Raw genomic sequence first — 24,142 nt, 5'->3', positions numbered from 1 at the left:
GTCTATGCCCTCGCGATCATGCCTCCCGGTACCAATCCTGGATGTTGTCGGTCCGATTGGCCCAGCCCGAGATGACCGGCTTCAGCGTGTTGGCACAGGCGTCCACCGTAAGACGGTGCATCACCGGAATGAACACGGTGTCCTGCCACAACAGGTCGTTGCACTTGATGTAAAGCGCCGCCCGTTTGACCAGGTCGATCTCGGTCTCGGCCGCGGCAATCGCCGCATCATAGTCCTTGTTGACATAGCGGGGATAATTCGGGCCCTGCCACTTGTTCTCTTTGGTTGCCACATTGGCCGAGATGTAGCGGCGCATATGCAAAGCCGGATCCGGTTGTGTCATCGGGATCTGGAACATCTCGATGTCGGCGTAAAACTTGGGATAGGTGTCGTTGTTGGCAACGTCCGACGAGAAGAACACCGAGGCAACGACCGACTTCAGCTCGACGTCGATGCCAGCCTTCTGGCAGGCCTGCTTGACGATGGCCTGAGTCTTCTGGCGCGGACCGTTGGTCGAAGTCTGGTACAGGAGCTTGAATTTCTTTCCATCCTTCTCACGGATGCCGTCTGCGCCGACCTTCCAGCCGGCGTCGTCCAGCATCTTCGACGCTTTCTCGATGTTGAACTCCCAGGAGGTGTTCTTGGAGACGAACTTCTCGGGACCGTTGAGGTAGTTGGCCGTGGTGCGTCCAGCGCGACCGTAGATCGCCTTCTTGACGGACTCGCGGTCCACCAGGAGAGCCAGCGCCTTGCGAACGTTCGGATCGGAAAAGATCGGATGCTTGGTCTTCATCGAGGACCGCTCGCCATCGACCTCCGTGTTCGGGTCGGTGAAATTGATAGCGATGAACTCGATGTCGCCGCCTACGGCATAAACGGTCTTACCCTTGCCGCCCTTCTCCAGGCGCAGCAGCACGTCGTCCTCGACTTGCATATTCCAGGCAAAATCGAACTCGCCGGTCTGGATCACCGCGCGTGCCGCGGAGACGGCATCGCCGCCGCCCTTCATATCGATGGTGTCGAAATACGGACGGTTGGGCATGTGGTAGTCGGGGTTCAACGCACCACGGACGAGATCGCCCGGCTTGAACTCGACGAATTTGTAGGGGCCGGTGCCCACCGGGGCCAGATTGGTCGGCGCCTCACGGGATTTCGATCCGATGTAGTCGCCAAACAGATGCTTCGGGATGACGCATCCGTACGCGCCCACGAAAGCATTGGCCCAGAACGGCGTCGGGTTCTTGAACAGGATACGAATGGTAAGGTCGTCCACCTTCTCGACCGTCATGTCGGCATAGGTGCTGATAGAGACAGCCGCCGTGGCAGGATCGCTGGCATAGGTGAAGGTGAACACGAAATCGTCGGCTGTCAGCGGCTTGCCGTCATGCCATTTGACGCCGGGCTTGATCTTCCAGATCACCGACTTGCCGTCGGCGGCGAGGCCGCCATTTGCTGTTGACGGAATTTCGGCGGCGAGAATCGGGTTGAGATTGCCGTCCACGTCCCAGCTTGCGAGCGGTTCGTAGAACACGCGCGAGCCGTCCTGGTCCTTGGTGCCGGTCGCGAAATGCGGATTGAGCAAGGTTGGTCCCTGCCACCACAACAGCTTGAGCGGGCCGCCGCCGCCACGCTTGGTCGGCGGATAGGGGGACGGGCTCTGCGCCATGGCGACGCCGCCGATGGCGAGGATCTGGTTGGCCATGGGAGCGGTGAGGCCGACGGCGGCCAGGCGCTGGATGAAGGCGCGGCGATCCATGCGCCCGTCCTTCACGTCACCGATCATCGAACGCAGTTCTTTATCCAGCATGGTTGTCCCCCGTCTGGTTCCCGTATGGATGCAGGCGGCCGCAGCCCGGCCGCCGAGTTTGGCTGGCGGTAGATGGCACACTGAATAGGCCGCGCGTCAACTGCGGCCGTGTGTGTGCAAACGGTGTTCTGGCTTTCTGTTGAGCAAAACTTCCTTCCGCAGCCCAACGGTTCGGCATTCCCGCGCCAAAATCCGCGGGAAACCAAGTTGCACTGCGGAAAATTTGCTCTTCAGATCAGACGAAGTATCGAGATGGAATTCTACGCCACGGACATATTGAGTGGCGGCGCGACGTGGTCCGGCAGCGGGCAGATATAAGGCGTTTTGGTCGTCCGCTTCGTGAGATCGGCCTTCGCGGCCTTGATCAGTTCCGGTTCGGTCATCGCCTTGATGCCAAGGCCGGCCATGGCCTTGGCCGCCTGCACCATCGCCTTGTGGGCATGCGGGCTCTTGCCCTGCGCGACAACCTGCCAGGTGTGGAACGGGGTGCCGATTGCAACCGTTGGTGCGTGTACCTGCACGGTCGGCACCACCCAGCTCACATCGCCGACGTCCGTCGAGCCAACCAAGGGGTTGCGCTTGGCGTCGAGCGGCACCAGGAAGTCGGCCAGCGGCCGATCGGTCGGCTCCATGCCGATCGCGTAATAGACCGACGCGATGTCCTTGTCGGTCAGCGTCGCGCGGATCTGGCTGGCAAAGCCATTGTCGGCATCGTCGAAATGCGGCGGTCCGAGCTCTTCCATGACCCGGTGCAGCGCCTGTTCCAGCGGTGTGTTGGGCAGGATGTTGGAGACCGCGGAGATGATCTTCATCTCGACCTTGGTCTCGGTCATCAAGGCCGCACCCTCTGCGATCTTGCTGACGCGCCCGACCAGTTCGTTCATGCCGGGCAGATCACGGGCGCGAATGGAATAGCGCACGCGGGCATGGGCCTGCACCACGTTGGGCGCAATGCCGCCGGTGTCGAGCAGCGCGTAGTGCACGCGCGCATCGCTCGGCATGTGCTCGCGCATGTAGTTCACGCCGACATTCATCAGCTCCACCGCGTCGAGCGCGGAGCGGCCGAGATGGGGCGACGCCGCAGCATGCGAGGTGCGGCCGGTGAAGATGAAGTCGGCGCGGGTGTTGGCGAGCGACGGCGTCACCGCGACTTCCCAGAAACTATGCGGATGCCAGGTGATGGCAATATCGGCGTCCTCGAACGCGCCGGAGCGCACCATGAAGGCCTTGGCCGCGCCGCCCTCTTCCGCCGGACAACCGTAGTAGCGCACACGGCCGGGCACCTTGTTCTCGGCGAGCCAGTCCTTGACGGCGGTGGCGGCGAGGAGCGCTGCGGAACCGAGCAGATTGTGACCGCAGCCATGGCCGTGACCGCCGGTCTCGACCGGACGATGCTCGGCGACACCGGCCTCCTGGCTGAGGCCCGGCAGGGCGTCATATTCACCCATGAAGGCGATGACCGGACCGCCCTCGCCCCATTCGCCCATCACCGCGGTCGGAATGCCCGCCACTTTCTCGGTGATGCGGAAACCCTGGTGGCGCAACTCGGCGAGATGCTCGGCGGCGGAACGCGCCTCGGTGTAGCAGACCTCGGGCATACCCCAGACCTTGTCGCTCAGGTCGATGAAACGTCCCTTGATCGTGTCGATGCCACGCCAGATGTCGCTGCGATTGTCCATGGTTTGGTCCGTGATCTCTTGGTCAAACGAAGCGGCAATGGTTAGCAGCTTCATTGAACTCCGCCTAGCATCTCGCGGGACACCAGCCATGCGACCGATGCCGGATTGGGCGGTTGCCGCCCGGCTTTAGGTGAACAATGCCTGTCATCTTCGGAAACCGGCGGCGCGACATCTGGAATAGTTGCGGTCAAGCCTTTCAAGACGGCCTCCTCCGGCCTAAATTATGCTTGCTTCGCGCGTCGTTCCGCAGCCATGGCGGAGCGATGCTCTCAGCCAGGAGAACTCCATGCCCGCCTTGACCGAATGGAGAGTGCCGCCGGCCAATCAGCCGCGTGCGAGCGATTACGGCTTCGATCTCGATCGTGCGCTCGCCTCCGTCGTCGGCCTGCACGCCATCATTCCGCCGGACGCTTTCAGCGCCGAAACTCTCGGCACCGAGCGCGCCGGCAACGGCGTCGTGATCGACGACGGGCTGGTGCTCACCATCGGCTATCTGATTACCGAGGCGGAATCCGTCTGGCTTCACCTCGGCGACGGGCGCGTGGTGGAGGGACATGTGCTGGGCTTCGATTCCGTCACCGGCTTCGGCCTGGTGCAGGCGCTCGGCCGGCTCGACATCGAGCCTCTGCCGCTCGGCTCCTCGGCGGACACCCGGCTCGGCGACCGCGTCGTGGTCGGCGGCGCCGGCGGGCGAACGCGATCGGTCGCGAGCCAGATCGTCGCCAAGCAGGAATTCGCGGGCTACTGGGAGTATCTGCTCGACGAGGCCTTGTTCACCTATCCGGCTCATCCGAACTGGGGCGGCACGGGACTGATCAACGAGCGTGGCGAGCTGATCGGCATCGGCTCGCTCCAGCTCGAGCGTGAACGCGACGGCAAGGCCGAGCATGTCAACATGATCGTGCCGATCGACCTGCTAAAGCCGATCCTCGACGACCTCCGCAAGTTCGGCCGTGTCAACAAGCCGGCACGCCCGTGGCTCGGACTCTTTTCGACCGAGATCGACAACCGCGTGGTGGTTATCGGAATCTCCGCCAACGGTCCCGCCGCGCGCGCCGAACTCAAGACCGGCGACGTCATTCTTGCCGTGGATGGCGAGAAGGTCACGAGCCAGACCGACTTCTACAAGAAGATGTGGGACCTCGGTGCCGCCGGCGTCGACGTGCCTCTCACCGTGCATCATCAAGGCACCGCGCATCATGAAGGCGTCACCTTCGACGTCACGGTGACCTCGACCGATCGCTTCAAGCTTCTGAAAGCGCCGAAGCTGCACTGATCCAGACAGAGGAAGCAGCGATGACCGAGGCCGTCGTTGACGACATCGTGGCCGTGCTGCCGCCGTTGCTCAATGCACTGGAGGCGCTCGGCTACTTCGCCCGGCACTTGCATCCGCCGGCCTTCGGCTCGGTGATGAACGCCATCGGCGCACCGGACGACGCGCTTCAGTCGGCACGCGCAGCGATCGGAGCGTGGCCGGAGCAGTTCGCCGGACTGCGCGAGCGGCTCGATCGCGCCTGCGACGAGACGCTGTCCGCCTTTGCCGGCATTCGCGACGTCGAGCGCGGCAATGGCGATCTCGTCGCGGTGTTCCGCGCGCTGCGCCATCTGCCGCGGGCACAAGAGGCGCTTTATCCGCTGTCTGCGCAGTTTCCACCGGTGAGCAATTTCTTCCTCAACACCGGCAATCGCGAGAATGGTGAGTTGCTGGCGCGGCTGGAGGTCGCCGCCGGCGAGGACACCGGCGTCTTCCATGATCACAACGAGCCCGGCAGCCGCGGCGGCTTCTCGGTCTACGTTCCCGAGTATTACACGCCCGATCGCAACTGGCCTCTGGTGATGGCGCTGCATGGCGGCAGCGGCAATGGCCGCGGCTTTCTGTGGAGCTGGCTGCGCGATGCCCGCAGCCTTGGCGCGATCCTGGTGGCACCGACCGCGACCGGACAGACCTGGGCGCTGATGGGCGACGACACCGACACGCCCAATCTGATGCGGATACTCGAAACCGTGCGCGGCCGCTGGCGGGTCGATGCCTCGCGGATGCTGCTGACCGGCATGAGCGACGGCGGCACGTTCTGCTATGTCAGCGGGCTGGATGGCGCCTCGCCCTTCACTCATCTCGCACCGGTGTCGGCGACCTTCCATCCGCTGATGGCGGAGATGGCCGATGCCACGCGCCTGCAGGGCCTGCCGATCTTCATCACTCACGGCAAGCTCGACTGGATGTTTCCGGTGCAGACCGCACGGCAGACGCAAGCGGCACTCGCGGCCGCCGGCGCCGATGTGACCTATCGCGAGATCGACGACCTCAGCCATACCTATCCGCGCGAGATCAACGCCGTGCTGCTGCAATGGCTGAATGAAGGATGAACGAGCCGTCCTTACCCGCGCCGTAGTGCCGCGGAACCATCACTCCGGGCCGACGTTATCCGCCCACACCGGAGGTTCGCCATGCAGACTTTTTTCGGAATGATTTTGGGTGCGCTGCTGCTCGGCTGCGGCGTGTATGTCTATGATTCCATGCAGACGTCGTCCGTCGCCAATGGCGAGGTCGCGACTGCCAATCGCACCATCGTGAACTGGGATGTAGCGAAGGCCGACTGGAATGCGCTGCAGGACCGCGCGCACAAGGACTGGGTCCGGATTTCGTCGAAGTAATCTCGCCCGCAATGAACAAGGCGCCGTCGCGATCCGCGGCGGCGCCTTTGTGTTGGCTGCGATGAACGCTGCTGCGCGTCAGTTCATCTTGGCCTTGCGGGCGTCGGCGATGACCTGCTCGAACTCGGCCATGCTGAGCGCACCGGGTACGCGATATTTGCCGACAATGAAGGACGGCGTGCCGCGGAAGCCGAAGGCCTCGGCCTGCTCGTTGTTGCGCTTGAGGATCGCGTCGATGTCCTTGGCGCGCGCGGTGAGGTCGCCCTTGAGGCGGTCCATGTCGACGCCGGCGGCCGCGAGCAGCTCGTTGATGCGCGACTCGGTCAGGCGCGAGCTGACACCCATCATGGCGTCATGGGCCTTGTGGTACTTGTCCTGGTATTTCGCGGCGAGTGCGATCCGGGCGGCCGTCACGGAGACGGGCCCGAGGATCGGCCAGTCCTTCAGAACCAGCCTGACCTTGCCGTCGTCCTGGATGACCTGGCGCAGCTCGGGCTCGAGCTTGCGGCAATAGGGACAATTGTAGTCGGACCACTCGATGATGCTGATGTTGCCATCGGGATTGCCGGCGACGGGGACGTCGGGATCGCGCAACACCCTGGCTTCGGTCAGCACTTCGTCTTCGCTGCCAGCAGCCGCGCGCGCCAACGTCACCCCGCCAGCCGCGAAGACGCCCGCCCCGATCAACGTCAACGCGGCGCGTCGTGTCGGCCCAAAGCCCTTAGTCCTGAATCCAGTCATATCTCGTCCCGTTTCGGTCCTATCGCCGCAAGTACGGCCCCGGACCGGGAATTGTTACGGCTCATATAGGACGTTGTGGGTGGGATGTCATTGCCGCGTTATGACACGACAATGGCCTGCGCGCCCCGAGTGTCGGCGCGGGGCAGCATCGCCATGAGCGTTCCGGTCATGGTGGCAATCAGCGTGGTCCTACCCTCGTGCTCGGCAAACGCCTTGGCCTCGCAGAAGGTCAACGTACGGCCAGGCTTGATCACCTCGGCCTTGAACACGAAACGCTCGCCGCGGGCAGGGGCGAGCAGCGTGGTCTTGAACTCGACGGTGAGGATATCGGCCTCCGACGGCATCAGTGTGAAGGCGGCGACACCGCAGGAATTGTCGAGCCCGGCGGTGATGATCCCGGCATGGATAAAACCGTTCTGCTGCGTGAATTCAGGGGAATGCAGCATCGCCAGCTCGACCTCGCCCGGCGCGAGGCGGACAATCACGATGCCGAGCGTGCGCATCGCCGGCTGGCCCTCGAACATCGCAATGGCCGCCGCACGATAGCCGGGGTTTTTCGGCTCGAACGCAGCCATGGCTCAGACCTCGGCCGGTTCGACGAGATATCTCAGTGCGATCTCGCGGATGGCATCCGCGAACGCCGCGGATTTGCGCTGGCTGCGATCCATGTGCACGGCGGTGATTTCGCAGAACGCAGCCATCTCGCCGGTCTCGGCATTCGTCATCTCGTGCCGGAAGCGGATTGACTTGTCGCGAACCTCCAGCAGATGGCTGCGTATCTCGACGATGTCGCCGGCGAGCAGCTCGCGCTTGTAGGTGATGTTCTGCTGCACCGCCGCCATGCCGCGGCCGGAGGAGCGGAGATAGCTCGGCGTCAGCCCGAGCCGGGCGAACCAATTCCAATTGGCCTCGTCGAATTTGCCGACGTACCACATGATGTTCATGTGACCGACATGATCGCACTGCCATGGATAGACCGTGCCGCGATAGGTCGCCTCTTGCTCCATCGCCATTCCCTGCCCTGTCTGTCTTTTGATCTTGATACGGTAGCGTATCAGGCGTTGGACGCGTTAGCAATACGGCACCGTATCAAGAACCGGTGAGGCTTCCTTCATGAACGACGGCAAGGGCGATGTCTGGGTCGAGGCAGGGTTTACCGAGCTCGCCCGCGCTGGGGTCGAAGGGGTACGGGTCGAGGTGCTCGCCAAGAATTTGGGCGTCACCAAGGGCGGCTTCTACCGCCGCTTCGCCGACCGCGCCGCGCTGCTCGACGCCATGCTGGTGCACTGGCGCGAGGGACGCTCGGCATCAATCGCACAGCAGACCAGCCTGGACGGGCAAGCGCCCCGCGAGCGGCTGAGGGCGGTGATCCAGCTCTATTCCGAGCGGCTCAATCCGGAGGGCATGGCGATCGAGCTCGCGATCCGGCAGTGGGCGCGCTCCGACGAGAGCGCCGCTGCGGCGGTGGCGAGCGTGGATACAGCCCGGCTGAAGCACGTTGCCGAGCTCTATCGCGCGACCGGTCTCGAGCCCGAGGAGGCCGAGGCGCAGGCGTTCCTGTTCTATTGCTTCATCTTCGGCCAAAGCCTGTTGTTCGTCGAGCGCGGCCCGCGCAAGCGGTCGCAGCTCGTGGCGAAATCGGCCGAGAAATTGCTGGATTAGAGCATGATCCGGAAAAGCGTGAAGCGGTTTTCCGAAAAGATCATGCTCTAACAATAACCTAAGCAAGAGGCCGGAGCTTGGCTCCGGCCTCGGCGTCAGTTGAAGCTCAGGCGGCGCCCTTCAGCTTCTTGTTGCATTCGCTGTAATAGCCGCCGCCCTTCTCGATCCACTTCATGCCGCCATTGCCGTTGGTGGCCTTGTTGGCGTTGTACTGGTCGACGCAGGTGTGGAGGCGAGCCTTGCCCGCGCTCTCCTTGGCGTATTTGGCATCGACCGCGTTCGGGAAGACGGCGTTGCCCACCGGCATGGTCGGCATCGTCGACGCCGGAGCAGCAGCGGGGGCTGCCTCCTTCTTGGCCTGCTTCGGCTCGGCGGCGGGCGGAGGCGCGGCCGGGGCCGCCGCGGTCGGTGCGGCGGCCGGCGTTGCATCGGCGCCGCACTGGGCCTTGCGGAAGTCATTCCACTTCATGGTGCCGAGCGAGCCGTCCTTCTTGGCGGCCTGGTATTTCGCACTGCACTCCTGCGAGGTCAGCGCCTGCGCCGGCGCACTCGCCATCAGCGCGGCAACGCTCGACGCCGCAATCGCACACAACAATTTGGCTTGAATGGTCATCCTTGGTCTCCCTCAGGGAAGCAAACGAGGATTGCTATCCTAGCGTGCCCCGGACTTCCGACAAGGAAGCGATGGGGCTCGGAGCCAAAATATAGTGATCGCACCGTTCAGGATTATTCATGTGGCGTTCAGCAAGGCAGGCCGACGTTCCCGCTCCTCCGCAACTCTCGCAAGAAGAGCTACACCATGACCCTCGCCACCCGCCTCGCCGTCGTCGTGATCGCCTCGCTGTTCGCCACCGGCACTGCCTTCGCGCAGACCGCTGCGCCGGCCGCAAAGACCGATGCCGCTGCCACCACCGACAAGAAGGCGCCGAAGGAGCACTCGGCCGAGTCGCTCGAATGCTCCAAGCAGGCGGACGCCAAGGGCCTGCATGGCAAGGAGCGCAAGAAATTCCGATCCGACTGCATCAAGACCGCGAAGGCCGGTGGCGCTGCTGCTCCTGCGCCTGCCGCCGACAAGAAGTAAATCCGTCACAATCCTCCCCTCGCCTTTGGCGGGAGGCGCACGCATTGCGGCATGACGAGCCTGCAATTGTGCGCCTCTCGCCGATTTGCGATAAGGCGGCGTGAAGCAAATCACCGCCTCCCTCCCGTTCGAATGGCCGAGCCGTGCCAAGGTTTTGAGCACCGCGGAGACGCTCGTCATCGGCGCCGCCGGGGGCTTGGCCTTTCTGGCCGCGGGCCTTCCGGGCGGATTGCTCTCGGGATCGATGATCGCGGTCGGGATTGCCGCGATTGCCGGACGCCAGCTTTCGGTGCCGCCGCTCCTGACCCAGACCGTGCTGGTGCTGCTCGGCATTTCGCTGGGCTCCGTCGTTTCGCGCCATCTGATCCAGCAGGTCAGCGCCTACCCGCTCACCATCGGGCTGCTGGCGCTCGCGACATTCTGCTCGACCTTCGGCTCGAGCTATTACTTGCAGCGTGTCCACGGCTGGGACCGCACGTCGGCTTTCCTCGCCGGCAGCCCCGGCGCGCTGTCACAGATCACGATTTTGGCGGTTGAGCGCGGCGCCGACCTGCCAGGCATCGCAGTGGTGCAGACCATGCGCGTGATCATCCTCACCGCGGCGCTGCCGATGGTGCTGGCGATCGCGGGCGTCGCCCCCTCCGTCGCGCCATCGCTGACGGCGGCCATTGCTTCGCCGCTCGATCTTCTGGAACTGGTCGCCGCATCGCTGGCGGCGTCGCTCATGCTGCGTCTGATCAAGTTTCCGGCAAGCTGGATGTTCGGCGCGATGATCGCCTCCAGCGTGCTGCATGGCGCGGGGTGGGTCGAGGGCGGCCTGCCGAACTGGGTGCGCGGCGTCGCGCTGGTCGGCATCGGCGCGCTGATCGGCAGCCGCTTTGCCCGGATGCGGATCAAGACGCTCGCCGGCCACATCAACGCCGCGCTCGGCTCGTTCGCCGTGGCGATCGCCGTCTCCTCGATCTTCGTCGGTATCGTGGCAGTCACGACGCAGGTGAAGTTCTCCGACGTCGTCGTTGCCTTTGCGCCCGGCGCGATGGACGCGATGCTGGCGCTGGCACTGACGCTACACATCGATCCGATCTTCGTCGGCGCCCATCACCTTTCGCGCTTCGTGTTCGTCACCATCGCGACGCCGGGCATCGTGCATCTGTTCGGCCGCACGCAGGACGACGTCGACGATTAGCCTTCTGCTGGCGTCGCCTGCCCCGTCAGCGCCGCGACCTGCGCCTCGAGCTCCGCAATCCGCTGGTCCCTCGCCGCCAGCGCCGCCGCCACATCCGCGGCGTCGAACTTCTGCGGAATGTGCTGCGGGCAGTTGGTGTCCCAAGCCGCGATCTTGAACACGATCACCTGCTCGGGCCGGGCGCGATAGCCCTTCGGCATCAGTGCGTCCGTCAGCGCATCGTCGTCCTCGACCACGCGCGCCTCGCCCCAGATCTTGACCCGGCGGCGATGGGCATAGTCCATCACGAAGATGTAGGCCTTGGGGTTCTCCGAGAGATTGCCTTGGGTCAGATATTGCTGGTTGCCGGCATAGTCGGCGAAGGCGAGCGTCTGCTTGTCCTGCATCTTCAGAAACCCCTTCGGGCCGCCGCGATGCTGGATATAGGGCTGGCCGTCCGCCGAGGCCGTGGAGAAATAGAAGCTGTTGGCATCGGCGAGAAATGCCTCGAGGTTTTCATCGACCTCGGTGCGCCAGCCGCGCTGCTCGACGCGGCCATAGGCCTCGCGCGAACCCTTGCGCGCCTGGATCGCCTTCACCGCGGGGGTAAAGGCGACGTCGCTGGCATAGGTGTGAACTGTGGTCATCGGAATATCTCCTGAAAATTCCGGCGCATCTCTGCGTCTTTCGGGGATTAAAATGGACCTTCCGGCGATCAAAACAATCGGACCTATTGACACTTCATCGTTGCAATATATGCAATAATGCCCATGGATCGCCTGGAAGCCATGCACGTGTTCGTCACCGTCGCCGATCTGCGCGGCTTTGCGCCCGCGGCGCGCAAGCTACGGCTGTCGCCCTCGGCGGTGACACGGCTGATTGCTGCGCTGGAAGAGCATCTCGGCGCGCGGCTGCTGCAGCGGACCACCCGACAGGTGCGATTGACCGACGTCGGCACCCGCTATCTCGAACGCGCCCGTCGAATCCTCGCCGACGTCGAGGAGGCCGACGGCTCGGCGCGGGAGGAGCGCAACCGGCCGAGCGGAAAGCTGGTGGTGTCGGCCCCGGTCGGCTTCGGGCGGCTGCATGTCGGCCCCGTCATGACCACCTATCTCAAACGCTATCCCGAGGTCGCCTGCGAGCTCAGGCTCTCGGACAACCTCGTCAACCTCGTGGAGGACGCCGTCGATGCCGCCGTCCGTATCGGCCACCTCGCCGATTCCTCGCTGGTTGCACGCCAGGTCGGCGAGATGCGGCGGATCACGGTGGCCACACCGGGTTATTTGAAGCGCCATGGCGAGCCGAAGACGCCGGAGGCGCTGACCGAGCATCAGACCATCCTGTTCGGTCCCGCGACCGCGTGGCGCTTCGCGCAGGACGGCCGCGATATCGAGGTGGCGCCGTCCCCGCGCTTCACCAGCAACAGCGCCGACGCCGCCCTGCAATATGCCGAGGCCGGCGGCGGCATCACGCGCGTGCTGGCCTATCAGGCCGCCGACGGCTTGAAGACCGGGCGGCTGAAGATCCTGCTGGCGAAATACGAGCAGCCGGCCCTGCCGATCCACATCGTCTATCCGACCTCGCGCCTGCTCTCGGCCAAGGTGCGCGCGTTCATCGATCTCGTCGTGGAGACGGCGGATTGGCGATTTGGGTAGGTCTTACGCCTTCCTCGGCACCACGCGAAACGTCCCGCTGGCGCGCGCGATCACGACATCATCGGCCTTCGCCAGGCACTGCGCGAAGCAGATGGTCTTGCCGGTCTTGATCACGTCGCTCTCGATGGCAAGCCACTGGCCGATCCCCGCTTGGCCGACGAAATCAACCGTGAGCGAGACCGTCACGAACGAGGTGGTCCAGCCCGTCGCCTGCGCGCAGCTGTAGCCCATCGCATTGTCTGCAAGTGCTGCGATGAGGCCCCCGTGAATCATGCCGCGACCGTTCGTATGCGGCCGGTCCAGCCGAAGACCGAGGATGAAGGCCTTCTCGGTTTTCTTTGCGTAGATCGGTTTCCAGGGCTCCGTGAGCGGACCGCTGCGGAGATGCGGCTCGAAGCCTGCGGGGATGGCGGTGTCGGTCATGCGTGTCTCACTTTGCTGGTGGATTGCCAGCATTGAACGCGATGCGGATAACAGTTTCACCGCCTACAAAGTTTTAAACGAGATTTGCGCGGGTGTTTGAAATGGGCGGCGCCACAGTGACGATGCCGTAGGGTGGGCAAAGGCGCGAAGCGCCGTGCCCACGATCTCTTCATGATCGAAACAGATGGTGGGCACGCTTCGCTTTGCCCACCCTACGGCACTACGGCACCTTCCTAAAACGGCAACCCCACGTAATTCTCCGACAGCGATGTCATCGCGGCCTGCGACTGCGTGACGTAGTCGAGCTCGGCAACCTGGATGCGCGCGCCGATGCTGCCGTTATCAGGGAATTTGTGCAGCATCGATGTCATCCACCAGGAGAAGCGCACGGCCTTCCAGACCCGCGCCAGCGCCCTGGCGGAATAGGCATCAATCCCCGCGCTCGATTTCTCGTCGTAGAATTCGCGGAGCGCGCTCGACAGATAATGCGCATCGCTTGCCGCCAGGTTCAGCCCCTTGGCGCCGGTCGGCGGCACGATGTGGGCAGCATCGCCGCACAAAAACATCTTGCCGAAGCGCATCGGCTCGGCGACGAAGCTGCGCAGCGGCGCGATGCTCTTCTCGATCGAGGGGCCTGTCACAAGACTGTCGGCGGCCTCCTGGTCGAGCCGGCGCTTCAATTCGTCCCAGAAGCGATCGTCGGGCCACTCGTCGACATGGTCGTTGAGCGAGCACTGCAAATAATGTCGGCTGCGCTTCAGCGAGCGCATGGTGCAGAGTGCAAAGCCACGGGCATGGTTGGAATAGATCAGCTCGTGGCTGACCGGCGGCGTCTCGGAGAGAATGCCGAGCCAGCCGAACGGATAGACCCGCTCGAACTCGGCGATCGCCGAGGCCGGAACGCTGGCGCGGCTGACGCCGTGAAAGCCGTCGCAGCCGGCGATGAAGTCGCAATCGAGCGTGTGGGTGATACCGTCCTTGACCCAGGTTACGCGCGGGTGACTGCCGTCGAAATCGTGCGGCTGCACATCCTTGGCTTCGTAGACGGTGGTAAGGCCCGCTTCTTTCCGCGCATTCATCAGGTCGAGCGTGACCTCGGTCTGGCCATAGATCATGACCGTCTTGCCGGTCGCGGCCTTCATGTCGATGCGATGACGGCGGCCATCGAAGGCGAGCTCGATGCCCTCATGCACCAGGCCTTCGGCATGCGCCCGCGCGCCGGCGCCGATCTGGTCGAGCAGCCCGACCGTTCCCTCTTCCAGGAGACCGGCGCGGATGCGGCCCAGCACGTAATCCGGGCTCTGCCGCTCAAGAATGACATTGTCGATGCCGTATTGATGCAGAAGTTGCCCAAGCAACAATCCTGCCGGCCCGGCCCCGATGATTGCGACTTTTGTCCGCAATACTTGCTCCTCCCGATCCTGTAGGCTTTCGTCGCGGCTCGCTTGTGGCGGTCGTCCGCGCGCGATAATTATATCATATAACGGTTGGGCAAAAGGGGAGTGCTCGTCGCCGCATCGCGACAAATCCATGCAACATGGCTGACATAGATGACGCGGCGGCACGCCGCGGCAGTTCCGGCTTGAACCCGCCAGCCAATTAGATAACATGTTAATTAATGAGACCGGGCCAGCGAAGCCCGCCGTCGAAAAGAGGGAGACACGACCGATGAGGAAAGCCTGTCTGGCTTTGCTGCTGGCAGCAAGCGTGACGCCTGCGTTCGCGCAGGACAAGACTTTTGACCTGAAGGTCTCGCATTGGGTGCCGGCGTCGCATCCGCTGCAAAAATCTCTGGAAGACTGGGTGGCCGCGGTGAACAAGGATTCCGGCGGCACCATCACGGGCAAGGTGTTTCCGGCCCAGCAGCTCGGCAAGGCTTTTGACCATTACGACATGGCGCGCGACGGCATCGCTGACGTCACTTATGTCAATCCCGGCTACCAGCCCGGCCGCTTCCCGATCATCGGCGCCGGCGAATTGCCGTTCCTGATCTCGGATGCCAAGGGCGGCTCGGAGGGCCTGGACGCCTGGTATCGCAAATATGCCGCGAAGGAGATGAAGGACGTCAAGTACTGCCTCGCCTTCGTCCACTCGCCCTCCTCCTTCCACTCCCGCACCAAGAAGATCGTGATGCCGGAGGACGTGAAGGGCATGAAGATCCGCCCGGCTCACGCCACCATGGCGAATTTCGTCACCGCGCTCGGCGGCACCAATGTGCAGTCCTCCGCGCCTGAAGTGCGCGACATCATCGAGCGCGGCGTCGCCGACGGCGTCACCTTCCCCTGGGGCTCGCTGGTGCTGTTCGGCATCGACAAGGTCACGAAGTACCATATGGAGGCGCCGCTCTACACCACGACCTTCGTGTTCGTGATGAACAAGGACAAGTACGACGCAATGTCCGACAAGCAGAAGGCCGCGATCGACAAGAACTGCTCGACCGAAATGGCCGGCGTGGTCGGCGAGCACTGGGGCAAGTTCGAGGATGCCGGCATCGACAAGGTGAAGGCGGAGGAAGGCCACGAGGTCTACGAGCTGACGCCGGACCAGACCGCCGCCTGGAAGAAGGCGTCCGAGCCGCTGGTCAAGACCTGGGGTGATGGCGCCAAGAAAGCCGGCATCGATCCCGACGCAGCGCTGGCGGACTTGAAGGCGTCGTTGAAGAAGTACAACGCGCTGGCGGAGTAGTTTTCACCGAAACAGAAGCGGCGGCGGTAATCGTCCCGCCGCCGCTTTCCTGCAAATTTGAGGACCCTCCACCCATGAAGCGCTGGATGGATCGCGTCATTGATTCGATCGAATGGATCGCCGCTGCCTTCGTCGGCATCGTCGCGCTCGACATCTTCCTGTCGGTGCTGCTGCGCAACACGCTGAACTATTCGATTCCCGACAGCTTCGACATCGGCCGCATGCTGCTCGGCATCCTCATCTTCTGGGGCATCGCCGCGACCTCCTATCGCGGGACCCACATCACGGTCGACCTGGTCTGGGGCAATGTCGGGCCGCGCTATCAGCGCTGGATCGACGTGTTCGCGACGCTGGTGCTGCTGTTCGTCGTCACCGTGCAGACCTGGACGCTGTTCGACAAGGTTCGCGGCACCTACAACGACAACGTCCAGACGTTCGACATGCACATGCCGACCTGGCCGTTCTTCGCGATCGCCTGGATCGGTGACGTTTCGGCTGTTCTACTGATCGCGATCCGCACCTACCGGCTGATCTTCCATCCCGAAGAGATGCACGACCCCAAGCTCAAGGCGACGGAGTAATCATGAGCACCGATGCCGTCGCCGTTATCGGCTTCGTTTCCCTGTTCGCTCTGATGCTGCTGCGCGTGCCCGTCGGCATGGCGATGGGCCTCGTCGGCGTCTCCGGCTTCTCCTATCTGGTCGGCGCAACGCCCGCGTTGAAGCTGGTCGGCCAGACCTCGATGCGCACGGTGACCGACTACACGTTCGGCGTCATCCCGATGTTTCTGCTGATGGGCTCCTTCGTCAGCAATTCCGGCATGAGCCGCGAGTTGTTCCGCGCCGCCAACGGCTTTGTCGGGCACTTGCGCGGCGGCCTCGGCATTGCCACCGTCGGCGCCTGCGGCGGCTTTGCCGCGATCTGCGGCTCGTCGGTCGCGACCGCGGCGACATTCTCTGCGGTCGCCTATCCCGAGATGCGCCGCTTCGGCTATCCGCAATCCTTTGCCACCGGGGTGATTGCGGCCGGCGGCACGCTGGGTGCGATGCTGCCGCCCTCCACCGTGCTTGCCGTCTACGGCATCATCACCGAGCAGGACATCGGAAAACTGTTCATCGCCGGCATCATTCCGGGCCTGCTGGCGATGACCATGTACATGATCACGATCTTTCTGATCGGCTATTTTCGTCCCGACTTCCTGCCCAAGGGCAAGGTGCTGCCCTGGCGCGAGCGCTTCGCCGGCCTGAAGGACATCTGGGCGCCGGTGCTGCTGTTCGTATTCGTGATCGGCGGCCTCTACGGCCTGCCATTCCTGCCGCGCTTCACGCCGACGGAAGCCGGCGGCGTCGGCGCCACCGGTGCTTTCATCATCGGCGTCGTCACGGGCCGGCTCGACCGCGAGAAGATCCTGGCTTCGCTGCTCCAGGCAACGCGCACGGCGGCGGCCGTGTTCACCGTCCTGATCGGTGCGCTGATCTTCGGCTATTTCCTCACGGTGACGCAGACGCCGCAGAAAGTGACGGAATTCCTCACCGGCCTGGGCTTGGGCCCCTACGGCGTGCTGGCGCTGATCATGGTGATGTATCTCGTGCTCGGCTGCCTGATGGATGCCATGGCGATGATTATCCTGACCGTGCCGATCATCTTCCCGGTCATCACCCATCTCGGCTTCGATCCGATCTGGTTCGGCGTCATCATTGTCATGACCGTCGAGCTCGGCCTGATCCATCCGCCGGTCGGCATGAACGTCTTTGTCATCAAGAGCGTGGTGAAGGACGTCTCCTTCTCCACCATCTTCAAGGGCGTGATTCCGTTCGTGGCGACCGATTTGGTGCGTCTGGTGATTTTGATCGCGTTCCCGCTGTTGGCGACCTGGCTGCCGACGCGCATGATGGCGCATTGAAGGGTGAAGCGATGCCCACACCGACACTCGAGACAAGATACGCCTTCACCATCACCGCAAAAATCGGCGACGTCATCACCGCCGGCGAAACCGGCATCGGCGTCCGTCGCATCATCCCGATCATCGGTGGCGAAGTGACAGGTGCGATCACCGGCAAGGTGCTGCCCTTCGGCGCCGACTTCCAGACCATCCGCCCGAACGAGCTGATCGATCTCGAAGCCAAATACGCCTTCGAGACCGACGACGGCGCCATCGTCTATGTCGAGAACAAGGGCATGCGCTTCGGCCCGGTCGACCTCTTGCAAAAGCTCAAGCGCGGCGAGCCGGTCGATCCGAAACTGATCTACTTCCGGACCGTGCCGAAATTCGAGACGGGGCACGAGACGTACCGCTGGCTGATGGAGCACATCTTTGTGGGCTCAGCGGCGCGGCATGCGGACCGGGTGGTGATCGACGTCCACCAGGTGGTGTGAGCTACACACTCGGCCGTCGTCCCGGCGAACGCCGGGACCCATACCGCGTGATCTATCGATCGCGGACGGTTGGAGCGCCGGACAACGAATCTTCGCCAAATTTCTCCCTGGGGCTATGGATTCCGGCTTTCGCCGGGACGACATCGAATGTGAAGGCCACGGCGCCGGCCCCATATTGACTCCCGCATAATTCGTTATACAACATAACTATTCTGATAAGGACGCAAATGACACAGGGAAACGCCGAAACCGCTGCCGCGGGCGCCTCCGGGCTGCTTCAAATCGAGAGGGTGGACCGGGTTCTGACCGTGGGCCTGAACCGGCCGGCCAAGCGCAATGCGCTCAATGATGGCATCATCCTCGAGATCGGCGAATGTTTTGCGTCCCTTCCCGAGGACATCGGCGCGGTCGTCATTCACGGCATCGGCGATCATTTCTCCAGCGGCCTCGACCTCTCCGAACTTCAGGATCACGACGCCACGGGCGGGCTCCTCCACTCTCAAATGTGGCACCGGGTGTTCGACCGCATCCAGTACAGCCGCGTGCCCGTGATCGCGGCGCTCAAGGGTGCGGTGATCGGCGGCGGGCTCGAGCTTGCCTGCTCCGCCCACATTCGCGTCGCCGAGCCCACAGCCTATTTCGCGCTGCCTGAGGGCCAGCGCGGCATCTTCGTCGGCGGCGGCGGCTCGGTGCGCCTGCCACGGCTGATCGGCGTCGCGCGCATGATGGACATGATGCTGACGGGCCGCGTCTATAGCGCGACCGAGGGCGCGTCCTATGGCTTTGCGCAATATGTCACCGAAGCCGGCAACGGCCTCGCCAAGGCGCTGGAGCTCGCGACCAAGATCGCGTCGAACGCGCCGCTGACGAATTTCGCCGTGCTCCAGGCATTGCCGATGATCGCGGAGGCCAATCCGCAGACCGGCCTGCTGATGGAATCACTGATGGCCACCGTCGCGCAGAGCGACAAGGAGGCCAAGCGCAGGATTCGCGAATTCCTCGAGCACAAGACCGCCAAGGTGAAGCCGAAATCATGAGTGCGAAGCCGTCCTCTTCCAGCACAGAGCGCGGCGAGAGCAATTCTCCGCTGCGGCCGATCTCGTTCGGCGATCCCGTCATCGACATCGATCGTCGCGCCGATGGCACGATCTATTTGCGGCCGAAGCACCCGCTCGGCGACTATCCCGTCCGCATCACCGACCGCCTGCATCACTGGGCGACGGCGACGCCGGACCGCGTGTTCATGGCGGAGCGCGAAGGCGGCCGCGGCTGGCGCAAGATCACCTATGCCGAGCTGCTCACGGCGAGCCGCCACATCGCCTCGGGCCTGATCCAGCGCGGCTTGTCGGCGGAGCGGCCGGTCGTCATCCTCTCCGGCAATTCGATCGATCATGCGCTGCTGGCGTTCGGCGCGTTCTATGCGGGCATTCCGTTCTGCCCGGTATCACCGGCCTATTCGCTGGTGTCGAAGGATTACGGCAAGCTCTCTTACCTGATGAAGCTGCTGACGCCCGGCCTCGTCTTCGCCGAGGACGCCGACAAGTTCGCGGACGCCCTTGCCGCCAACGTGTCGCTCGGCACCGAGATCGCCGCATCCTATGGCAGCGTGCCCGGCCGCGACGTCACCTTGCTCGCCGACCTCATGGCAACGCCTGTTCGCAGCGACCTCGACGCGGTGCATGGCAAAATCGGCCCCGATACGATCGCAAAATTCCTGCTGACGTCGGGCTCGACCGGCAATCCCAAGGCCGTCATCAACACCCAGCGCATGATCTGCGCCAACCAGGTCATGCTGCGCGAGACGCTCGCCTTCCTCAAGGACGAGCCGCCCGTCATCATCGACTGGCTGCCCTGGAATCACACCTTTGGCGGCAACCACAATATCGGGCTGACGCTCTACAACGGCGGCTCGATGTATCTCGATGCCGGCAAGCCCATGCCCGGCGGCATCGAGGAGACCGTGCGCAACCTCCAGGAGATTTCGCCGACGGTCTATTTCAACGTGCCCAAGGGCTACGAGTCGCTGCTGCCTTATTTGCGCGACGACCAGGGCCTTCGTGCCAAGTTCTTCGACCGGCTGCATGCGATGTTCTTCTCGGGTGCGGCGCTGTCGCCCTTCGTCTGGAACAGTCTCGACGAACTCGCGGTGAAGGAAAAAGGCTATCGCGTGCCGATGCTGACCGGCCTCGGCGCAACCGAGACCGCGCCATTCTTCATGTCGGTCAATCCGCGCACCAGCCGCTCCGGCCATGTCGGCCTTCCCGTCTCGGGTAACGACGCCAAGCTGGTTCCGAACAACGGCAAGATGGAGGTTCGCGCCAAGGGCCCGAACGTGATGCCCGGCTACTGGCGCCAGCCCGACATCACCGCAAAATCCTTCGACGAGGAGGGATTTTACAAGATGGGCGACGCGCTCAAGCCCGCCGATCCCGATGATCTCAACGCCGGCTTCGATTTCGACGGCCGTGTCAGCGAGGATTTCAAGCTCGCGAGCGGCACCTGGGTCAGCGTCGGCCCGCTGCGTGCGCGCTTCGTCGCGGCCTGCGCGCCGCTGGTGCGCGACGTCGTCATCGCCGGCATCAACCGCGACGAGGTCTCCGCGCTGGTGCTGCTCGATCTCGACGGTTGCCGCCTGATCAACCCGACGCTGCCGGCCGACAGTCTCGCCGTCACCGCCCGGGACCGATTGGTGCGCGAAGCTTTCCGCGAACGGCTCACGCGTTTCCTCTCTTCGGCCACCGGCTCCTCGACGCGGATCACGCGCGCGATCCTGCTGGACGCGCCGCTATCGATCGACAAGGGCGAGGTCACCGACAAGGGCTCGATCAACCAGCGCGCGGTGCTCGAGCATCGCGGCGCGCTGATCGAGGAGCTCTACGCTGCCAATCCATCGGACCGTGTGATATCGGTCGGCTAAGAATTCATCGAAGGAGAACGCCATGTTGTTGAAGGATCAGGCAGCCGTCGTCACCGGCGGCGCATCGGGACTGGGCGCCGCCACCGCTCGCAAGCTGGCGGCACAGGGTGCCAAGGTCGCAGTGTGCGATCTCAACACCAAGCTCGCGGAAACCGTTGCCGCCGAGATCAAGGGCGTCGCCGTGACCTGCGACGTCTCCGACGCGGCCTCCGCTGAAGCCGCGATTGCACAGGCCGCCAAGGCCCATGGCCCGGCCCGCGTGCTGGTCAACTGCGCCGGCATCGGCGTCGCAAAGCGCGTCGTCGGCCGCGACGGCCCGATGGCGCTCGCCGATTTCGACAAGGTGATCAAGGTCAATCTGATCGGCACCTTCAACATGCTGCGCCTCGCCGCGACCGAGATGTCCAAGCTCGAGCCGCAGGCGAGCGGCGAACGCGGCGTCATCATCAACACGGCCTCGGTTGCCGCCTATGACGGCCAGATCGGCCAATCGGCCTATTCGGCCTCGAAGGGCGGCATCGTCGGCATGACGCTGCCGATCGCGCGCGAGCTGGCCCAGTTCGGTGTTCGCGTGCTGACGATCGCGCCCGGCCTGTTCCTGACGCCGCTGCTGGCCAACCTGCCACAGGAAGCCCAGGACTCGCTCGCCGCCGCGATCCCCTTCCCGCGCCGGCTCGGCCATGCCGACGAGTTCGCCGCGCTCGCGCTGCACATGGTCGAGAACTCCTACCTCAACGGCGAAGTGGTGCGCCTCGACGGCTCGCTACGCATGGCGCCCAAGTGACTTCGTAGAGTAAGAGCCCCGCATGTTCGTGAACCGGCGCGACGTCCAGATCCAGTGGGGCGACTGCGACCCTGCCAACATCGTCTACTACCCGCGCTATTTCGCGATGTTCGACGATTCGACCTCGACCCTGTTCGAGGTCGCCGGGTTCTCAAAACAGGACCTGGTCCGCAAATACGGCCTGGTGGGCATCCCCATGGTCGACACGCGGTCCAAGTTCTACATCCCCTCGACCTATGGCGACTGGATCACCATCGAAACGAAGATCGAGAGCATCAAGCGCTCGAGCTTCGAGGTGAAGCACAATGTCTACAAGGGCGATGCGCTCGCCATCGAAGGTTTTGAGACCCGCGTCCTGGTCGGCCGCGATCCCGTTAACCCCGACAAGCTGAAATCGGCACCGTTTCCGCCGGAAATGGTAGCGAAATTCATAGGGAGTTAGATCCGGAGCTAAATCGCCGCATCACCAAAAGACGGGGCTGAAATAGCCCCGAATTTCTGCTTTCAAAGAAATACGAAAAGGGAGGAATCGATGAAACGCTTTTACCTGACCGCCGCCATCGCCGCGGCCACGCTGGCGCTGCCGGCCCTGCCGGCGCTGGCGCAGACCGCTGAAATCACCGTCGGCATCACCACCACCACGACCGGCCCGGGCGCAGCGCTCGGAATCCCCGAGCGCAACGCGCTGGAATTCGTGCCGAAGGAGATCGGCGGCGTGCCGCTGAAGGTGATCGTGCTCGACGACGGCGGCGATCCCACCACCGCCACCACTAACGCCCGCCGCTTCGTGACCGAGTCGAAGGCGGACGTGATCATGGGCTCAGCGGTGACGCCGCCGACGATTGCCGTGTCGAACGTCGCCAACGAGGCCGGCATTCCGCATTTCGGCCTCTCGCCCTTCCCGATCACGCCGGAACGCATGAAGTGGTCGGTCGCCATGCCGCAGCCGATTCCGATCATGGGCAAGGTGCTCTACGAGCACATGAAGGCGCACAACGTGAAGACGGTCGGCTATATCGGCTATTCCGACTCCTACGGTGACCTCTGGTTCAACGACCTCAAGGCCCAGGGCGTACCGATGGGCCTGAGCATCGCCGACGAAGAGCGCTTCGCCCGTCCCGATACGTCGGTGACCGGGCAAGTGCTGAAGCTTGTCGCGGCCAATCCCGATGCGATCCTGGTTGGCGCCTCCGGCACGGCCGCGGCATTGCCGCAAACCGAGTTGCGCGAGCGCGGCTATCAGGGCCTGATCTACCAGACCCACGGCGCGGCCAGCATGGACTTCATCCGCATCGCGGGTAAGGCCGCCGAAGGGGTGCTGATGGCATCGGGCCCGGTGATGGATCCCGAGGATCAGCCGGACAGCGCCCTCACCAAAAAGCCGGGCCTGGCGCTGAACTCCGCCTATGAAGGCAAGTACGGCCCGAACAGCCGCAGCCAGTTCGCCGGCCATTCCTACGACGCTTTCGAGATTTTGAAGCGCGTCATTCCGGTTGCCCTGAAGACGGCCAAGCCCGGCACGCCGGAATTCCGCGAGGCGATCCGCCAGGCGCTGCTGTCGGAGCGGGAAATCGCGGCGAGCCAAGGCGTCTACAACTTCACCGAAAAGGATCGCTACGGCCTCGACGACCGCTCGCGCATCCTGCTCACGGTCAAGGACGGCAAATACACGCTCGCGAAATAAGTAGCGACCAGTTTCCAATACAACGAGAGCCGGCCCGGTGGGCTGGCTCTTTTGTTTTGCGTTACCGGCGCGACTGCATCAGGCCGCCTGCCGCAGCGGCGTCCAGGCGAACTCCGGATAGTAGGTGTCCATCATCCGGTCGACATAGGCGGTGAGGTTCTGAAATCCTTCCGCGCGCTCGCGCAGACGGGATTCGAAGAACGGCGTGAGGATTCCGGCGAGCGCGCCGAACGCCGTCGCGTCGACCCCACTGGGCCTGTTGCCCATCAGATAGGATTTGTCGCCGAGCTGCACCGAGAGCGCAAACAACGAGCGCACCGCGAGCTCGACATCGTCATCGGGCCCATGACGGCCGAGGCCGGAGAGCAGGTAGTTCTCGGCGACGCGGAATTGCGCGTCCTCACGCAGTTTCTCGCGGCTGTGCTCGGGCGCCCCGTCGAAGAAATGCGCAGGGCCCTTGGCGAAATTGGCAGCATCGACCCAGCGCGCGCCGACCAGCGACCAATAGACGTGGTGCTCAATCATGCGCTCGAACGCCCAGGCCTGGGCGCGTTCGTGCAGGGAAAGGCCGGCGTCGAAGTCGAAGCCGTAGCGGCGCTCGATATGGGCGCGGATGAAGGTGGAATCGGCCACCGCCTCGCCGCCGTCGTCGATGAAGGGCAGCTGCCCTTTGGGCGAAGCCGGGGGCATTGCGCGCTCCTTCCGGTAGGGCAGTCCCGCCATCTTGAGCTGCACCTCGGTCTTGGTGACGAAGGGGCTGATTTCCGGCAGGCCGAAGCCGGTGCCAAAGCCGTAAAGCGTGATCATTGGAGCTCTCCTGAACCTGCC

At 63.8% G+C, this 24,142-nt stretch carries 26 protein-coding genes; 16 read left to right on the top strand and 10 right to left on the bottom strand.

Going from position 1 to position 24,142, the window contains the following annotated elements:
- Positions 1-16: 16 nt before the first annotated feature.
- Complete coding sequence (locus QA645_RS04540; RefSeq protein WP_254134696.1) at positions 17-1,807, bottom strand: peptide ABC transporter substrate-binding protein; 1,791 nt, start codon at positions 1,805-1,807, stop codon at positions 17-19.
- Positions 1,808-2,067: 260 nt separating this feature from the next.
- A complete protein-coding gene (locus tag QA645_RS04535) occupies positions 2,068-3,486 on the bottom strand; it encodes a M20 family metallopeptidase (protein ID WP_254134697.1) in 1,419 nt (472 codons plus the stop codon).
- 286 nt (positions 3,487-3,772) lie between these two features.
- Here QA645_RS04535 and QA645_RS04530 point away from each other — a divergent pair, with 286 nt between their 5' ends.
- From QA645_RS04530 to QA645_RS04520, 3 genes are all read left to right on the top strand, one after another.
- On the top strand, positions 3,773-4,762 hold the full coding sequence (locus QA645_RS04530; protein WP_254134698.1) for a S1C family serine protease: 990 nt from the start codon (positions 3,773-3,775) through the stop codon (positions 4,760-4,762).
- Positions 4,763-4,782: 20 nt separating this feature from the next.
- Positions 4,783-5,853 (top strand): phospholipase, encoded by a 1,071-nt coding sequence (locus QA645_RS04525; protein ID WP_254134699.1) that lies wholly within the window; start codon positions 4,783-4,785, stop codon positions 5,851-5,853.
- Positions 5,854-5,934: 81 nt separating this feature from the next.
- Complete coding sequence (locus QA645_RS04520) at positions 5,935-6,141, top strand: hypothetical protein (protein ID WP_045005422.1); 207 nt, start codon at positions 5,935-5,937, stop codon at positions 6,139-6,141.
- 78 nt (positions 6,142-6,219) lie between these two features.
- Here the strand turns inward: QA645_RS04520 and QA645_RS04515 are convergent, their stop codons facing one another.
- The 3 genes from QA645_RS04515 to QA645_RS04505 all read right to left on the bottom strand — a co-directional run bounded on the left by QA645_RS04515 (position 6,220) and on the right by QA645_RS04505 (position 7,889).
- A complete protein-coding gene (locus QA645_RS04515; protein ID WP_254195829.1) occupies positions 6,220-6,882 on the bottom strand; it encodes a DsbA family protein in 663 nt (220 codons plus the stop codon).
- 98 nt (positions 6,883-6,980) lie between these two features.
- Positions 6,981-7,457: a PaaI family thioesterase gene (locus QA645_RS04510; RefSeq protein WP_254134702.1), complete on the bottom strand. Its 477-nt coding sequence runs from the start codon at positions 7,455-7,457 to the stop codon at positions 6,981-6,983.
- Positions 7,458-7,460: 3 nt separating this feature from the next.
- Complete coding sequence (locus QA645_RS04505) at positions 7,461-7,889, bottom strand: acyl-CoA thioesterase (protein WP_283053660.1); 429 nt, start codon at positions 7,887-7,889, stop codon at positions 7,461-7,463.
- 106 nt (positions 7,890-7,995) lie between these two features.
- On the opposite strand from QA645_RS04505, the gene QA645_RS04500 reads away from it, so the two are divergent.
- On the top strand, positions 7,996-8,544 hold the full coding sequence (locus tag QA645_RS04500) for a TetR/AcrR family transcriptional regulator (RefSeq protein ID WP_283048466.1): 549 nt from the start codon (positions 7,996-7,998) through the stop codon (positions 8,542-8,544).
- Between the two features lie 106 nt (positions 8,545-8,650).
- Here the strand turns inward: QA645_RS04500 and QA645_RS04495 are convergent, their stop codons facing one another.
- Positions 8,651-9,157 carry a hypothetical protein gene (locus QA645_RS04495; protein ID WP_283048465.1) on the bottom strand — a complete coding sequence of 169 codons (507 nt, stop codon included), beginning with the start codon at positions 9,155-9,157 and terminating at the stop codon, positions 8,651-8,653.
- A 186-nt stretch (positions 9,158-9,343) separates the two neighbouring features.
- Here QA645_RS04495 and QA645_RS04490 point away from each other — a divergent pair, with 186 nt between their 5' ends.
- Both QA645_RS04490 and QA645_RS04485 read left to right on the top strand, forming a co-directional pair.
- The gene (locus QA645_RS04490; protein WP_283048464.1) at positions 9,344-9,625 is read left to right on the top strand and encodes a PsiF family protein; all 282 of its coding nucleotides are present in this window, start codon (positions 9,344-9,346) and stop codon (positions 9,623-9,625) included.
- Positions 9,626-9,725: 100 nt separating this feature from the next.
- Positions 9,726-10,811, top strand: coding sequence for an AbrB family transcriptional regulator (locus tag QA645_RS04485; protein WP_283048463.1), 1,086 nt, complete (start codon positions 9,726-9,728; stop codon positions 10,809-10,811).
- Here the strand turns inward: QA645_RS04485 and QA645_RS04480 are convergent.
- A complete protein-coding gene (locus tag QA645_RS04480) occupies positions 10,808-11,437 on the bottom strand; it encodes a pyridoxamine 5'-phosphate oxidase family protein (protein WP_283048461.1) in 630 nt (209 codons plus the stop codon). The genes QA645_RS04485 and QA645_RS04480 overlap by 4 nt on opposite strands.
- A gap of 123 nt (positions 11,438-11,560) precedes the next feature.
- On the opposite strand from QA645_RS04480, the gene QA645_RS04475 reads away from it, so the two are divergent.
- The gene (locus QA645_RS04475; RefSeq protein ID WP_283048460.1) at positions 11,561-12,445 is read left to right on the top strand and encodes a LysR family transcriptional regulator; all 885 of its coding nucleotides are present in this window, start codon (positions 11,561-11,563) and stop codon (positions 12,443-12,445) included.
- Positions 12,446-12,448: 3 nt separating this feature from the next.
- Here the strand turns inward: QA645_RS04475 and QA645_RS04470 are convergent, their stop codons facing one another.
- Together QA645_RS04470 and pobA are read right to left on the bottom strand one after the other, a co-directional pair.
- Positions 12,449-12,868, bottom strand: a complete 420-nt coding sequence (locus QA645_RS04470) for a PaaI family thioesterase (protein WP_254134709.1) — start codon at positions 12,866-12,868, stop codon at positions 12,449-12,451.
- A gap of 233 nt (positions 12,869-13,101) precedes the next feature.
- The gene (gene pobA, locus QA645_RS04465; protein ID WP_283048457.1) at positions 13,102-14,271 is read right to left on the bottom strand and encodes a 4-hydroxybenzoate 3-monooxygenase; all 1,170 of its coding nucleotides are present in this window, start codon (positions 14,269-14,271) and stop codon (positions 13,102-13,104) included.
- Between the two features lie 265 nt (positions 14,272-14,536).
- Between pobA and QA645_RS04460 the strand changes: the two genes are divergently transcribed.
- The 9 genes from QA645_RS04460 (at position 14,537) to QA645_RS04420 (ending at position 23,314) form a co-directional block, all read left to right on the top strand.
- Positions 14,537-15,553, top strand: coding sequence for a TRAP transporter substrate-binding protein (locus QA645_RS04460; RefSeq protein ID WP_283048455.1), 1,017 nt, complete (start codon positions 14,537-14,539; stop codon positions 15,551-15,553).
- Positions 15,554-15,627: 74 nt separating this feature from the next.
- On the top strand, positions 15,628-16,134 hold the full coding sequence (locus QA645_RS04455) for a TRAP transporter small permease (protein ID WP_234684575.1): 507 nt from the start codon (positions 15,628-15,630) through the stop codon (positions 16,132-16,134).
- A gap of 2 nt (positions 16,135-16,136) precedes the next feature.
- Entirely contained in the window at positions 16,137-17,456 is a 1,320-nt protein-coding gene (locus tag QA645_RS04450; protein ID WP_283048452.1) for a TRAP transporter permease, read from the top strand.
- An 11-nt stretch (positions 17,457-17,467) separates the two neighbouring features.
- Entirely contained in the window at positions 17,468-17,929 is a 462-nt protein-coding gene (locus QA645_RS04445; RefSeq protein WP_283048450.1) for a DUF3237 domain-containing protein, read from the top strand.
- 227 nt (positions 17,930-18,156) lie between these two features.
- On the top strand, positions 18,157-18,966 hold the full coding sequence (locus tag QA645_RS04440) for a crotonase/enoyl-CoA hydratase family protein (protein WP_283048449.1): 810 nt from the start codon (positions 18,157-18,159) through the stop codon (positions 18,964-18,966).
- Positions 18,963-20,846, top strand: a complete 1,884-nt coding sequence (locus tag QA645_RS04435; RefSeq protein ID WP_283048447.1) for a feruloyl-CoA synthase — start codon at positions 18,963-18,965, stop codon at positions 20,844-20,846. The genes QA645_RS04440 and QA645_RS04435 overlap by 4 nt, the downstream gene beginning before the upstream one ends.
- A 22-nt stretch (positions 20,847-20,868) precedes the next feature.
- A complete protein-coding gene (locus QA645_RS04430; RefSeq protein WP_254134716.1) occupies positions 20,869-21,630 on the top strand; it encodes an SDR family NAD(P)-dependent oxidoreductase in 762 nt (253 codons plus the stop codon).
- A 22-nt stretch (positions 21,631-21,652) separates the two neighbouring features.
- Entirely contained in the window at positions 21,653-22,072 is a 420-nt protein-coding gene (locus tag QA645_RS04425; protein WP_254134717.1) for a thioesterase family protein, read from the top strand.
- Positions 22,073-22,162: 90 nt separating this feature from the next.
- Positions 22,163-23,314 (top strand): ABC transporter substrate-binding protein, encoded by a 1,152-nt coding sequence (locus QA645_RS04420; protein WP_283048445.1) that lies wholly within the window; start codon positions 22,163-22,165, stop codon positions 23,312-23,314.
- A 78-nt stretch (positions 23,315-23,392) separates the two neighbouring features.
- Here QA645_RS04420 and QA645_RS04415 read toward each other — a convergent pair whose 3' ends face one another.
- A complete protein-coding gene (locus QA645_RS04415) occupies positions 23,393-24,121 on the bottom strand; it encodes a glutathione S-transferase family protein (RefSeq protein WP_254134719.1) in 729 nt (242 codons plus the stop codon).
- Between the last annotated feature and the right edge of the window lie 21 nt (positions 24,122-24,142).

The sequence above is a fragment of the Bradyrhizobium sp. CIAT3101 genome (assembly GCF_029714945.1).
Lineage (GTDB): Bacteria > Pseudomonadota > Alphaproteobacteria > Rhizobiales > Xanthobacteraceae > Bradyrhizobium.
This window is presented reverse-complemented; position numbering and strand designations above follow the sequence as displayed.

Excerpts from the sequence above, each read along its gene's own strand:
- QA645_RS04540 (WP_254134696.1), bottom strand. The coding sequence starts at position 1,807 with ATGCTGGATAAAGAACTGCGTTCGATGATCGGTGACGTGAAGGACGGG.
- QA645_RS04535 (WP_254134697.1), bottom strand. The coding sequence starts at position 3,486 with ATGGACAATCGCAGCGACATCTGGCGTGGCATCGACACGATCAAGGGA.
- QA645_RS04530 (WP_254134698.1), top strand. The coding sequence starts at position 3,773 with ATGCCCGCCTTGACCGAATGGAGAGTGCCGCCGGCCAATCAGCCGCGT.
- QA645_RS04525 (WP_254134699.1), top strand. The coding sequence starts at position 4,783 with ATGACCGAGGCCGTCGTTGACGACATCGTGGCCGTGCTGCCGCCGTTG.
- QA645_RS04520 (WP_045005422.1), top strand. The coding sequence starts at position 5,935 with ATGCAGACTTTTTTCGGAATGATTTTGGGTGCGCTGCTGCTCGGCTGC.
- QA645_RS04515 (WP_254195829.1), bottom strand. The coding sequence starts at position 6,882 with ATGACTGGATTCAGGACTAAGGGCTTTGGGCCGACACGACGCGCCGCG.
- QA645_RS04510 (WP_254134702.1), bottom strand. The coding sequence starts at position 7,457 with ATGGCTGCGTTCGAGCCGAAAAACCCCGGCTATCGTGCGGCGGCCATT.
- QA645_RS04505 (WP_283053660.1), bottom strand. The coding sequence starts at position 7,889 with ATGGAGCAAGAGGCGACCTATCGCGGCACGGTCTATCCATGGCAGTGC.
- QA645_RS04500 (WP_283048466.1), top strand. The coding sequence starts at position 7,996 with ATGAACGACGGCAAGGGCGATGTCTGGGTCGAGGCAGGGTTTACCGAG.
- QA645_RS04495 (WP_283048465.1), bottom strand. The coding sequence starts at position 9,157 with ATGACCATTCAAGCCAAATTGTTGTGTGCGATTGCGGCGTCGAGCGTT.
- QA645_RS04490 (WP_283048464.1), top strand. The coding sequence starts at position 9,344 with ATGACCCTCGCCACCCGCCTCGCCGTCGTCGTGATCGCCTCGCTGTTC.
- QA645_RS04480 (WP_283048461.1), bottom strand. The coding sequence starts at position 11,437 with ATGACCACAGTTCACACCTATGCCAGCGACGTCGCCTTTACCCCCGCG.
- QA645_RS04475 (WP_283048460.1), top strand. The coding sequence starts at position 11,561 with ATGGATCGCCTGGAAGCCATGCACGTGTTCGTCACCGTCGCCGATCTG.
- QA645_RS04470 (WP_254134709.1), bottom strand. The coding sequence starts at position 12,868 with ATGACCGACACCGCCATCCCCGCAGGCTTCGAGCCGCATCTCCGCAGC.
- QA645_RS04460 (WP_283048455.1), top strand. The coding sequence starts at position 14,537 with ATGAGGAAAGCCTGTCTGGCTTTGCTGCTGGCAGCAAGCGTGACGCCT.
- QA645_RS04455 (WP_234684575.1), top strand. The coding sequence starts at position 15,628 with ATGAAGCGCTGGATGGATCGCGTCATTGATTCGATCGAATGGATCGCC.
- QA645_RS04450 (WP_283048452.1), top strand. The coding sequence starts at position 16,137 with ATGAGCACCGATGCCGTCGCCGTTATCGGCTTCGTTTCCCTGTTCGCT.
- QA645_RS04445 (WP_283048450.1), top strand. The coding sequence starts at position 17,468 with ATGCCCACACCGACACTCGAGACAAGATACGCCTTCACCATCACCGCA.
- QA645_RS04440 (WP_283048449.1), top strand. The coding sequence starts at position 18,157 with ATGACACAGGGAAACGCCGAAACCGCTGCCGCGGGCGCCTCCGGGCTG.
- QA645_RS04435 (WP_283048447.1), top strand. The coding sequence starts at position 18,963 with ATGAGTGCGAAGCCGTCCTCTTCCAGCACAGAGCGCGGCGAGAGCAAT.
- QA645_RS04430 (WP_254134716.1), top strand. The coding sequence starts at position 20,869 with ATGTTGTTGAAGGATCAGGCAGCCGTCGTCACCGGCGGCGCATCGGGA.
- QA645_RS04425 (WP_254134717.1), top strand. The coding sequence starts at position 21,653 with ATGTTCGTGAACCGGCGCGACGTCCAGATCCAGTGGGGCGACTGCGAC.
- QA645_RS04420 (WP_283048445.1), top strand. The coding sequence starts at position 22,163 with ATGAAACGCTTTTACCTGACCGCCGCCATCGCCGCGGCCACGCTGGCG.
- QA645_RS04415 (WP_254134719.1), bottom strand. The coding sequence starts at position 24,121 with ATGATCACGCTTTACGGCTTTGGCACCGGCTTCGGCCTGCCGGAAATC.